The organism is Vibrio sp. YIC-376, assembly GCF_052353105.1.
Taxonomy (GTDB): Bacteria; Pseudomonadota; Gammaproteobacteria; order Enterobacterales; family Vibrionaceae; genus Vibrio.
Map to the genome: position 1 here is coordinate 243,299 of NZ_JBBWFK010000003.1, position 12,643 is coordinate 255,941.

General features: G+C 45.0%; 10 protein-coding genes. 7 read left to right on the plus strand and 3 right to left on the minus strand.

Annotation, left to right across the window (positions count from 1 at the left end):
• Positions 1–50: 50 nt before the first annotated feature.
• The gene (locus WJM94_RS08120; RefSeq protein WP_444493743.1) at positions 51–917 is read right to left on the minus strand and encodes a LysR family transcriptional regulator; all 867 of its coding nucleotides are present in this window, start codon (positions 915–917) and stop codon (positions 51–53) included.
• A 107-nt stretch (positions 918–1,024) separates the two neighbouring features.
• On the opposite strand from WJM94_RS08120, the gene WJM94_RS08125 reads away from it, so the two are divergent.
• The gene (locus WJM94_RS08125; protein WP_444493744.1) at positions 1,025–2,281 is read left to right on the plus strand and encodes an adenylosuccinate synthase; all 1,257 of its coding nucleotides are present in this window, start codon (positions 1,025–1,027) and stop codon (positions 2,279–2,281) included.
• 134 nt (positions 2,282–2,415) lie between these two features.
• On the opposite strand, the gene ppsR is transcribed toward WJM94_RS08125, so the two are convergent.
• On the minus strand, positions 2,416–3,249 hold the full coding sequence (gene ppsR / locus WJM94_RS08130; protein WP_444493745.1) for a posphoenolpyruvate synthetase regulatory kinase/phosphorylase PpsR: 834 nt from the start codon (positions 3,247–3,249) through the stop codon (positions 2,416–2,418).
• A 339-nt stretch (positions 3,250–3,588) separates the two neighbouring features.
• Here ppsR and ppsA point away from each other — a divergent pair, with 339 nt between their 5' ends.
• From ppsA to tyrS, 4 genes are all read left to right on the plus strand, one after another.
• Positions 3,589–5,958: a phosphoenolpyruvate synthase gene (gene ppsA / locus WJM94_RS08135; RefSeq protein WP_444493746.1), complete on the plus strand. Its 2,370-nt coding sequence runs from the start codon at positions 3,589–3,591 to the stop codon at positions 5,956–5,958.
• 192 nt (positions 5,959–6,150) lie between these two features.
• Positions 6,151–6,930 (plus strand): YSC84-related protein, encoded by a 780-nt coding sequence (locus WJM94_RS08140; protein ID WP_444493747.1) that lies wholly within the window; start codon positions 6,151–6,153, stop codon positions 6,928–6,930.
• Positions 6,931–7,044: 114 nt separating this feature from the next.
• Complete coding sequence (locus tag WJM94_RS08145) at positions 7,045–7,851, plus strand: LuxR C-terminal-related transcriptional regulator (protein WP_444493748.1); 807 nt, start codon at positions 7,045–7,047, stop codon at positions 7,849–7,851.
• An 81-nt stretch (positions 7,852–7,932) separates the two neighbouring features.
• Positions 7,933–9,186, plus strand: a complete 1,254-nt coding sequence (gene tyrS, locus WJM94_RS08150; RefSeq protein ID WP_444493749.1) for a tyrosine--tRNA ligase — start codon at positions 7,933–7,935, stop codon at positions 9,184–9,186.
• A gap of 92 nt (positions 9,187–9,278) precedes the next feature.
• On the opposite strand, the gene WJM94_RS08155 is transcribed toward tyrS, so the two are convergent.
• Positions 9,279–10,313, minus strand: coding sequence for an ABC transporter substrate-binding protein (locus WJM94_RS08155; RefSeq protein WP_444493750.1), 1,035 nt, complete (start codon positions 10,311–10,313; stop codon positions 9,279–9,281).
• Positions 10,314–10,568: 255 nt separating this feature from the next.
• On the opposite strand from WJM94_RS08155, the gene WJM94_RS08160 reads away from it, so the two are divergent.
• On the plus strand, positions 10,569–11,450 hold the full coding sequence (locus WJM94_RS08160) for a LysR family transcriptional regulator (protein ID WP_444493751.1): 882 nt from the start codon (positions 10,569–10,571) through the stop codon (positions 11,448–11,450).
• Positions 11,451–11,554: 104 nt separating this feature from the next.
• A complete protein-coding gene (locus WJM94_RS08165; protein ID WP_444493752.1) occupies positions 11,555–12,637 on the plus strand; it encodes an efflux RND transporter periplasmic adaptor subunit in 1,083 nt (360 codons plus the stop codon).
• The last annotated feature ends 6 nt before the right edge of the window (positions 12,638–12,643 follow it).

Here is a 12,643-nt window from a genome sequence, read left to right on the forward strand (position 1 = left end):
CACACAGCTGAATTCCAAGCTATGACCAGCTAACTGACTCCTAGCCAGGTTCAGCCCACCACGGAAACATTCTCTCCAACCCAGGTCAGCAATTGTTTGGCCGCTTTGGATAACACCTGATTTTGACGCACAATGAAGCCGAAATCCGTGTTGGGGAAACTCGGCAAAGGCGTCACTTCTCTGGATAATTTAAGTCTTGGATCGATTGAAAAGTCCGGAACAATCGCGGTACCGAAACCGGCTTCTGCCCAGTCGATTTGCGCTTCCACACTGCCTACTTCCATTACTCTGTGCTTTGGCAGATTCAGTTCTGGTAAAGAGGCATCAATCAATTCACGGGTACGCGTATCGTGCCCCAGCAGAATCAGTGTCTGGCTTTCTTGTTTGTTCTCTTGCCAATCAAAAATATTGTCGCCAAAAGCACACCAATGAATTTGAGTAAGAGGCGTAAAATGAAGGGGCTGGCTCTCTTTCTGCGCGATTACAAAGCCAATGTCTGCACGAGCTCGCTTAACTAAATCTACCGCTTGAGACGAGGTGGTGTTGAACAGAGCTAAGTCGATACCCGGATACTCACTTTTAAACTGCTGAAACGGTTTTATGAGTAACAAGCGCGAGACAATATCGCTGGCTGCAATAGAAAGAGTGCCCTGAGTAAGATCGTTAATCGCATTGAGATCCGACTGACAAATCTGTAGCTCGTTCAACATACGTTGCGCCGTATCTAATAATCGCTTTCCGGCTTGAGTTAGTTGGACTGGGTTTCGCTCAATTAACTTGGTACGAGTTGCTTGTTCAAGCTGCTTTATGTGCAGGCTCACATTCGGCTGAGTCATGTGCAGCTCTGTTGCTGTTTTCCCAAAATGCTTTACGTCCGCCAAAGTGACAAATGTTCTCAGCCAATTCAAATCCAACATAACTCGCCTTCCGATATGAGACTCTTATCAAGTCGATGAGTATAATTAATTTCTCTTATTATGGCGAACAACATAAGATTTTTCGGTCTGTTATTGGAGTACAAATTATGTCGTCTATCGTTGTTGTGGGTGCAAACTGGGGTGATGAAGGCAAAGGCCGCATCGTTGACTTTTTGGCAGAGCAAGCTTCTGCGAGCATTCGTTTCCAAGGTGGTAACAACGCGGGTCACACCGTAGTTAACGACCTGGGTACGTTTAAGCTACACCAGCTTCCAAGTGGCGTATTCAACCCTGACTGCTTGGCAGTATTAGGTCCGGGTATGGTTATCAGCCCAGCGTCGTTGTCTCAGGAGATTGCGGAAGTTGAAGAAGCAGGCGTAAACGTGAAGCTTTGCATCTCTGATCGCGCAACACTATGCCTACCTCTACATGCACTAGAAGATACGCTAGAAGAACAACGCTTAGGCGACAAAGCATATGGTTCAACTCGTCAGGGTATTGCACCTGCGTACGGTGACCGTGTGATGAAAAAAGGCATCCTAGTTGGTTGGCTAAAACAGCCAGAAGTTCTAGTTGAACGCATCAAATTCTGGATGGATTGGAAACTTCCACAACTTCGTGCTCTTTACCCAACGTTTGAATTCGAACAAACCGCTGAAGAGATGGCGAACTGGCTATTAGAAGTGTCTGCACCATGGCGTGATGCTATCTGCAACGTAACACTTCCTCTTAAAGCACTGCAGTCAGAAGGCAAAACACTGCTATTCGAAGCGCAACTTGGCGCTGGCCGTGACCTGGTTTACGGTGAATACCCATGGACAACTTCTTCGAATGTAGTCTCTATGTACGCTGGTATCGGTAGTGGTCTTCCTGCCCTTCGTCCAGAGCGTGTGATTGCGGTTGCGAAAGCATTCAGCTCGTCTGTAGGTACAGGCACGCTGATCACGGCAATGGAAGAGCAAGATGCATTCCGTGAACTTGCAGGTGAGTTCGGAGCGACAACAGGTCGTCCACGTGACATGGGTTACTTCGACGCAGTAGCAACCAAAAATGGTGTTGAGCTACAAGCAGCGACTGAAATCGCACTGACCAAAGTAGACTGTCTGACTGGTCTTAATGATCTAAAAATCTGTGTTGGCTATGAAGGCGATCACAGTGAAAACCCAATCTGGCCTCAAACAGCAGCACTAGCACCTATCTATGAAAAGATGGAAAGCTGGAGCGAAGACATCACTGGCTGTCGTAAGTTTGAAGAGCTACCAGTTGCGGCACAGAAATACGTACTGCGTATCGAAGAGCTGATGGGCGTACCAGTGAAAATGGTGTCTGTTGGTCCAGGTCGCGAACAAATGATTATGCGTTAAGGTGTGAATGGCTACCAACCAACGTTGGCGGCCCACATCTTTTGGCAGCGGCTTTTATCTTTTCCGGGGTAAAGCCGCTTTTTTTTATTTTGAAAACCGACTGAATGCCGTATCGGTTTAAAGCAGTTTTCCCTTTAGAATAACCGGCGCTTCATCCCTGCCCTTTCAAGAATGCGTGTCGAGATTTCCTCAACGGAGAGCGACGACGTATTGATGTATGGAATCGCTTCCCTTCTGAACAAGGCTTCGACCGTATTCAACTCCAATTTGCACTGCTCTTCACTGGCGTATTCACTTCCCGATAAGCGATTTTCGCGGATTTCATTCAAACGCTCCGCAGTGATCGTCAAACCAAAAAGCTTATGACGATGTATTTCAAACTCTGGCAACAAGCGAAGCATTTTTACATCTTCGGCAATAAACGGGTAGTTCACCACTCGTAAGCCAAACTGCATCGCCATGTATAAACTGGTTGGAGTTTTGCCACTACGCGATACACCAAGCAATATGATGTCGGCCTGCTCTAAACCTTTTAACGTGATGCCATCATCATGAGCTAGTGTGTATTCAATAGCGGCAATACGATCGAAGTAGGTGTCAGAGTCTTTACCCACACTGCGAGAGCGCTGCAACTTCGGTGTAGGCGCCATCTGAATATCGTCCTGAACTTTTTGCACAATACTTTCAAGCACGTCATAGCTGAAAGCCGGTGCCGCCAACAGCATTTCTCGTACCTGAGGAACCACTATTGAGAAAAACACCAAGGGTTTGACGCCATTGCGTTGGTGAGAACTTTCAATTTCTTTGATTACGTCTAAAGCTTTGTCTGGAGTTTCAACGAAAGGAAAAGTTTTTTCATTAGGAATGAACGAAAATTGACCTAGGACAACATGGCCTAATGTCTCACATGTTATTGCCGTACCATCAGAAACATAGAATACATCACGACTTTGGGTATTTGTTTGCATTTTTGTTTAATATTTCAAAATATTTTGAGTAGGATGGTAAACATAATATTAATAAATCAACTTGGCTTCCAGTTAGGTTCCCCACAGCTTTGAAAATTCTTTGAGTTTTTTTTAGCCGGAATGTAATCGTTTGCCTTTGATATCAACCTGAACAAGTAAATGGTCGAAAATTGTGCAGGAAGAGTCGCTCATAGTGAAACATAGATTGCGGTAACTGTTTATTCTGATTACACAATTTATAACAACGCTATAAGTAATTTTAACTAGCAATAACGAGTAAGCATTTGTTTAGATTGACTTAAGTCCCCTACAAAAGCTGCAATGTTTCTGGAGAAAGACATGCAAAAGAACACCCTCTGGTTCAATGGCCTATCCATGAATGATGTCGACAAAGTCGGCGGTAAAAACGCTTCTCTTGGCGAAATGGTTTCAAACCTAGCTAACGTTGGCGTTTCTGTTCCAAATGGCTTTGCGACAACCTCATACGCGTTCAATAAATTCCTTGACCACGAAGGTTTGGATGAGCGTATTCACCAACTACTAGATGAACTGGATGTTGAGGATGTGGATGCTCTGCGTAAGACAGGTGCAACCATCCGTCAATGGGTACTAGAAGCCCCTTTCCCAGCGGATCTTGAACAAGATATTCGCGAAAACTATCAAGAACTGGTTGAAGGTAACCCTGAACTATCAGTAGCAGTTCGCTCTTCTGCAACTGCGGAAGACCTTCCAGACGCATCCTTTGCTGGTCAGCAAGAGACGTTCTTGAACGTGAAAGGTATTGACGCAGTACTCGAAGCGACTAAGCATGTATACGCTTCTCTATTTAACGACCGTGCTATCTCTTACCGTGTGCACCAAGGCTTCGACCACCGTGGTATCTCGCTATCAGCGGGTATTCAGCGTATGGTTCGTTCAGACAAAGCTTCTTCAGGTGTTATGTTTACTCTGGACACAGAATCAGGCTTCGACCAAGTAGTATTCATTACTTCATCTTGGGGTCTGGGCGAAATGGTGGTTCAGGGCGCAGTAAACCCGGACGAATTCTACGTTCACAAGCCACTGCTTGAATCTGGCGCGCACCCTATCGTTAAGAAAACGTTCGGCTCTAAACTGATCAAAATGATCTACTCAACTAACCAAGAAATCGGTAAGCAAGTAGACATCATTGATACGTCGGATGAAGAGCGTAATACGTTCTCTCTAAATGACGAAGAAATCAAAGAACTTGCAAAACAAGCGATGATCATCGAGAAACACTACCAGCGTCCAATGGACATTGAGTGGGCGAAAGATGGCATCGACGGCAAGCTGTACATCGTTCAGGCTCGTCCAGAGACAGTATGTTCTCAAAATGAGAAGAACGTTATTGAGCGCTACGAGCTAAACAACAAAGCTGAAGTGCTGGTTGAAGGCCGTGCAATCGGTCAACGTATCGGTAAAGGTAAAGTACGCTTAGTAGACTCACTAGACCAAATGTCACTGGTTCAAGAAGGTGACGTACTGGTTACAGACATGACTGACCCGGATTGGGAACCAGTTATGAAAAAAGCGTCTGCAATCGTAACTAACCGTGGCGGCCGTACTTGTCACGCTGCGATCATTGCACGTGAGCTTGGTATTCCAGCTATCGTTGGTTGTGGCGATGCAACAAGCAAACTGACTGATGGTATCGAAGTAACCGTATCTTGTGCTGAAGGTGAAACAGGTTACGTTTACCAAGGCAACCTGGACTTTGAAGTGAAGCGCTCTTCAGTAGACGAGCTACCACTACTACCGACTAAAGTGATGATGAACGTAGGTAACCCAGATCGCGCGTTCGACTTTGCTCAAATTCCAAACGAAGGTGTTGGCCTTGCGCGTCTTGAATTCATCATCAACAAGATGATCGGTATTCACCCGAAAGCGCTACTGAACTTTGATGCTCAAAGCGATGAGCTAAAAGCTGAAATCAAAGATCGTATTCGTGGTTACAAAGATCCTATCGACTTCTACGTAAGTAAGCTAACAGAAGGCATCGCGACTATCGCTTCAGCATTCTGGCCAAAACGCGTCATCGTTCGTATGTCTGACTTTAAGTCTAACGAATACAGCAACTTGGTTGGTGGTAAGTCATACGAGCCACATGAAGAGAACCCAATGCTAGGCTTCCGTGGTGCCTCTCGTTACATCTCACCAGTGTTTGAAGACTGTTTCGAACTAGAAACTCAAGCAATCAAACGCGTTCGTAACGAAATGGGCCTGAAGAACGTAGAGATCATGATCCCATTCGTTCGTACTCCAAGCGAAGCTGCGTCGGTTATCGACCTGTTGGCTAAGTTCGATTTACGCCGTGGTGACCAAGGTCTGAAAGTCATCATGATGTGTGAACTGCCTTCAAACGCAGTACTGGCTGATGAGTTCTTAAAGTACTTCGATGGCTTCTCTATCGGTTCAAACGACATGACTCAGCTAACGCTTGGTCTGGACCGTGACTCTGGCGACGTCGCTCACCTATTTGATGAGCGTAACCCTGCGGTTAAAGTGATGCTGAAAATGGCAATCGATGCTGCAACGAAAGCGGGTAAATACGTAGGTATTTGTGGCCAGGGCCCTTCTGACCATGAAGATTTAGCGGAATGGTTGATGGAGCAAGGCATCAGCTCTGTATCACTTAACCCAGATACGGTTATCGATACTTGGCTACAGCTAGGTAAAGTTAGTAAGTAATTCGCGTTAGAATTATCGAATCTAAAGCCCTCAAGCTTCGGTTTGGGGGCTTTTTCTATTCTGTAACAAGCCATTATGTCAATATTGCGTGAGTTCGTGACAATATTCTCGCCCCAGAGACATCGGTAATTTTCCCTGCGCGTATTTTCACCTAGAATGAAAAGAAATCCATTTCGCAAGAGATTGAAGTCGATGAAAAAACCGATCGTTATCTTAACAACGCTAATGCTACTTGCCTCTCCAGCCCATGCAGACTGGGACAAAATTTCCGAAAAAATGTCTGAGTTGGGTGACGCGGTTGCGGAAGGCGCGCAAGAGGCCTGGGACAGCACTAAGACCTTTTCCAAACAAGCATGGCAAGATTTCATGAACTGGTCAGAAGAAGCGATGAACACGGCTGGGGAATGGACAGATGCGAGCATTGAAAAAAGTAAAGAATGGATTGATATCGCGGATAAAAAAATTGATGAGCTGATGAAAGGCGATACGCCAGAAGAAGCCCGACAAGCGGTCGATTTGATGGCTGACAGCACCATGTTCAAACTCTTCAATGAAAAACCGGAAGCGAAAGCACTCTACGACCAAGCATATGGCTACGCAGTATTTGATTCACGCAAGCTGTCTTTACTGTTCCACACGAATTCAGGTTCTGGCGTTGCGGTAAATAAACAGACAGAAAAACGCACTTACATGAACATGTTCGGAATGGGCTTGGCACTCGGCGCTGGCGGCAAGTTTTATCAACAAGTGGTGCTGTTTGAAAACCAAAAAGATTTCGACACTTTCGTTAATGAAGGCTGGGAAGCATCAAGCGAAGCAACGGCCCTCGCAGGTGAAGAGGGTGAGGAACTCAGCGCACACTTTAACAGTGGTGTAGCGGTATACCAGTTGAACTCAAAAGGTCTGTTAGTCGATGTCAACGTGTCTGGTTCTAAATACTGGGTCAACGAAGAACTGACCAACTCACAGTAAGCGAGCTATGAAGATACTAAGGGGAGCATCGTCCAAGCAAAAGGCGACACTCCCCTTTCTCGTTGAATCGGTTTTCGTTATGCTGGTCTTAAATCAAATCTAAACCAATATCGTATGCCCGACAGCCAAATCAATTCGCTACTTGCTGATGCAATTTCTGCGTTAAATTCACCTAACTTCACACCTAAACTAATGCGTATCATTAGCTCACTACTCGACTTTGATTGCGCGGTGATACTGGGTTATCGCGAAAAAAAACACCCCATCTATCTTTATGATTCGATTGAGAATGAACGTGACCTTCTCTTCCAACGCTATCTCACTAATTCGTTTCAAAACGATCCCTTTTTTCAGGAATTGAACCAAAGCAAACAACAAGGGATATTCACGTTGAAAGATGTGGTGCGCAAAGGTGTGGATTACCAAACCTACTATGACCAGTTTTATCACCAGACGGGTTGGAAGGATGAACTCGGTATGCTCATCCAAATCGAAGATCACTCATGGGTGATATTCTATTTCGGCTATTTAGAAGAAGGGAAACGTTTCTCAAAGAACCAAGTCAGCCGATTACAATCTTACTTTTCGATCCTCCAGTCCCTATGTCAGAAACATTGGAGACAAGCTGAATTTACGATGTCTGAGCCTGCTTTCAACCCCGAAGCTTATTCTGGCAGCCAACGTGAAGTGATTGAACACGCGTTGACTACGTTTGGCAGCGATACGTTAACCCGAAGAGAACAAGAAGTCGCTTCACTACTTGTACAAGGGTTTGATACGAAAGAAATCGCATCTCGACTGAACCTAGTGCAAGGCACGGTCAAAAATCATCGCAAACGCATTTATGCGCAGTTAAATGTCTCTTCACTTGGTGAACTCTTTCAACTTTTTCTTAATCACCTCATTACTCACTCAAGATAACAAACCATCCCTTTAGGGATATATCAGCGAGTGGTGTGACGTTTTAGTCTGAACACAACGATAACTCAGACAGATAAGACAATGACATTGATTAAAGATTTGCAAGCGCGAGGATTGATCTCACAAGCGAGTGACTTAGAACAAATTCAAACTCTTTTAACAGCACCACAAACGGTGTATTGCGGCTTTGATCCAACCGCAGGCAGCCTGCACATCGGCCACCTGGTACCGTTAATGATGTTAAAGCGCTTTCAGGATGCAGGTCATCAGGCGATAGCCTTAATTGGTGGCGCGACCGGCATGATAGGCGATCCAAGTTTTAAAGCCACCGAGCGCAACCTCAACTCAAAAGAAATCGTTGCTGGCTGGGTAAGTGACCTCTCCAGTCAAATCAAACAATTGATGAATCGCCAACTCACGAAGCCAATGATGATGGTAAACAATGCCGACTGGATGCAAGAGATCAACGTTATCGACTTTTTCCGCGACGTGGGTAAGCACTTCTCTATTAACACCATGATCAACCGCGAGTCCGTGAAACAGCGTCTGCAGCGTCCCGATCAAGGGATCTCATTTACCGAATTTAGCTATGCGCTTTTGCAATCCTACGACTTTGCCGAGCTAAACCGACAGCACGGCTGCCGATTACAAATTGGCGGGAATGATCAATGGGGCAACATTGTCAGTGGGATTGACTTAACACGACGCCAAAACAGTGAGCAGGTATTTGGCTTAACGTTACCTCTGATCACCAAATCCGATGGTACCAAGTTTGGTAAAACCGAAGGTGGCGCAATTTGGCTTGATCCAAGTAAAACGTCTCCTTACGCTTTTTACCAGTTCTGGCTAGCCGCAGAAGATGCCGACGTTTACAACTTCTTGCGTTACTACACTTTCCTTAGCTGTGATGAAATTACTGACATCGAAACAGCAGACAAAACGAGCAAAGGAAAACCGCAAGCACAGCGTATTCTTGCCGAAGAAATGACGCGTTTTGTACATGGCGAAGAAGGTTTGGCAAGCGCCCAGCGTATCACTCAAGCCCTGTTTAGCGGTGATGTTCAACAACTGAGTTTATGTGAACTAAAACAGCTTGAGTTAGACGGCTTACCAGGAATAAAAAGCACCCAACAAGACTTGGTGGCGTTACTTATAGAATCTGGCTTAGCAAGTTCAAAACGTATAGCTCGGGAGCTAATTGAGAACAACGCCATAAGTGTCAACGGCGAAAAAGTCTCTGGGGACACGCCGAGTTTAAGCTTCGCGCTATTCGACCAATATTGGTTGCTCCAGCGCGGTAAGAAACATTTCTGCTTAGTGACGCGAGATGCTTAACTTTCGGAGATAAAAAATCCCCTCATCACGTAAATGATAAGGGGATATCAGTGTAAAGCTCTTTCAAGCCCGCTGGACAGCAGCCGTAGCGGTTATTGAGCTCTTAGGCTTTGCCAATACTTATCATAAATCGCTAACGTTTCAGCGCCGACATCGTTAATAAACTCGCCTTTTTCCATATCTTCTTTCGCAGGGAAAATGGTCGGGTTATTTTTTAGTTCATCTGGTAACAGGTTGCGGCCAGCATTCGTCGCAGAGGCGTAACCTAAGCTATTTACGATTTCTGCCTGGTTTTCTGGCTGGTACATAAAGTTGATAAACTTGTGTGCAAGCGCTTTATTTTCACTGCCTGAAGCGATAGTGAAGTTATCCATCCATAACACCGCACCTTCTTCTGGCATCACAAACTTCAGTTCAGGCATTTCAACCTGACCTTGGTAAGCATTACCATTCCATTGCATACCGACAGAGGTTTCTCCGGACACATAAGGAACCTGCGGCGCGTCTGAGTTGTATAGCAGTACGTTATTTTTTAAAGCCACCAGCGATTCATAAGCTTGCTTGATTTCCGCTTCATTTTTGCTGTTCACACTATGGCCATTCATTTTCAAAGCCATACCGAACACGTCGCGAATATCATCAATCAACATTACCTGTTGCTCATAACGCGGATCCCATAAGTCTGCCCATTTAGTGACTGGTTGTTCTACCATGGATGCGTTGTAGCTGATCCCAGTGACGCCCCAAATGTATGGTAGCGAGTAGTCATTTTTAGGGTCGTGAGCTTGGCCTAGCAAACCTTGCATGGTGTCTTGCATGTTTGGCACTTGCGCATGGTCGATCTTGGCTAATAGCCCTTCTCTGCCCATTTTTTCAATGAAGTATGCAGAAGCAAAAACAACGTCATAGCCAGAGCCCTTAAGTAGCTTTAGCTTGGTGTACATTGATTCATTATTCTCAAAAGTAGAATAATTAATCGTCACGCCTTCTTGTTTTTCAAATGCTTTTAATGACGTTTCCGGTAAGTAACCGCCCCATGCATAAACGTTCAATGTTTTATTATCTGCATGAGCAACCATGCTGAGAACAAGTGCACTCAGCGTCAATCCTTTGATGATAAATTTCATGGTATGCATTCCAACCAGTCCAGCAACGCGCTGGGATTCGATGCATAATTAGTTAATAATTCAACAATTAAAAGAAAAAATAATTAATCTTTAAAAACAAAAATATTTATTAAGTCTCACCACTTTCCGAACGCCTCTACGACAGGATTATGAAAAGCGATCCAATACAAAATCGGGTTTATGTTTTGTATCCCTCGTTTCGGTACTTTAGACTGTAACTACTTAATATCACCTTCAAAAAACTGGAGTTTTCCAATGAGAGTTGACGATTTAAAACTGTTCACAAAAGTGGTTGAACTAGGCAGTTTTACCGCTGCAGCGCATGCTCTCGATCTTCCGCGCGCTAATGTCAGTCGACGTATTGGCGAACTCGAGCGCCACCTTGGCACTCAATTGTTTCATCGAACAACTCGCAGTCTGTCTTTGACAAATAACGGAGAAGCGTACCACGAAGAACTTCTGAAGGCTCTTGCGCTGTTAGATACTGCCAATAAACACGTAAGCAATAAAAGTAATGAGGTACGTGGCAGAATCAAACTGGGTCTTCTTCCTGAAACTTATGAAATGCTTCAACCCATCCTATTTGATTTTCAAGACCAGAATCCTCAAGTCGTTTTGGATATTCGCAATATCAATAATGGCTTCTTGGACATGTTCCAACAAGGTTTGGACATTGCCTTTCACGGTGGGGCGCTTTTTGATGCCGATATTGTAGCGCGGAAAATATTGACGTTAGACCGCTGTGTGGTCGCTTCTCCGAATTACCTCAGAGAGCGGGGTACTCCCGGCACGTTGGAGGAACTTAGCGATCACCAGTGCATTTGCTTTCGATGGCCAAGTGGCGATGTCGATAATATTTGGCGATTTCAAGAGCAAAATGTGTCACTACAACCGAAGTTAATTTCTAATAACGTCGGCTTTATCAAAAGTTCAACGGTACTCGGTCGTGGCATAAGCTACGTACCAAAACTGCTCGTCAAAAATGAACTCGATGCTGGTAAGCTCACGCATATATTGTCAGAATATTCCGTTACAAAAGAAACTGGCTGGCTGCTCTACCCACAACCCAAAACACTAAGCCAAGCGAGTCGTCTCCTTATTGAGCACTTGTGTGAAAATATTCCGAAGCTTGTTTAAGTCATTTTAATTGTCTCACTTTTCGTGACAGTGAGTCATGCATACAGGCGATTATTAAAGCGCACAGCAACTGTAATATAGCCCCAAAATTATGGAGCTATATTATGAACTACCTAATTAAAACAGCAGCCCTAAGTAGCGTTGCTCTCGCTTTGTTTGGTTGTAACCAAACACAACAACCTTTTCAGCAGTCCTTCACATCTCGTCCAATTCAAGTGGTAGAGGTCACTGACGCCAGCACTGCGCTGAACAAATCTTTTAGCGGAATTGTAGAAGCAAAAGAGATCGCCGATCTCTCTTTCCGTGTACCAGGCACCTTATCGAGCGTACTAGTGAAAAAAGGTGACCATGTCGAGAAGGGACAAGTGATCGCTCGTCTTGATCCACATGACTATCAAGTGTCACTGGATGAGCTTAACGCACGTATGTTAGAAGCAAAGTCCGCTAACAAGCTAGCAAGCTCTGAACTACGACGTGTCAGACAAGCAACATCTGAAGATGCTATCGCGAGCGTGAACCTCGACCGTGCGATCAGCAACTACGAACGCAGCGTGTCAGCAATAAAAGTTGTTGAAAAGAACATTCAGCGAGCAAAAGACGCTCTGAATTACACAGAACTACGTACACCATTTGCTGGCGTTATCGGCGAAGTCAAAGTTGAGCAGTTTGAACAAACCACTCCAGGGTTATCTGTTGTGACTTTGCAGCAAGACAACAACTGGGAAGTCGATATTGATGTTCCTGAGAATATGATTACAGAGTTTTCTTTAGGCCAGAATGCCTCGTTAACCTGGTATGGCTCTGAGCAGAATTACGGCGCTGTAGTGAGCGAAATTTCGCCTAAGAAACACATGCTAAAACAAACCTATACCGTGACTTTAGATGTCGATTCTATCTCTGCCGACTTGTTTAACGGTAAAGCGGTGACAGTGAATACCCACTTCACCTCACAAGCATCGAGTCACTGCTTTCCTTATTCCGCCGTATTGGGTGAAAAGGCCAGCCTACACGTCAATGTGGTACGCAACGAAATCGTGCACGAGGAGCCAGTGAATCTGGAGTCTCTCGACGCTTATCAAGCTTGTGTAACTGGCAACTTTACACAAGGTGACTACGTGGTAATCAGCGGTAGCCACTACCTGAATGAAGGGGATACTACCCCAAACCTAACTATCAAGACCCTGTAGGTGAGA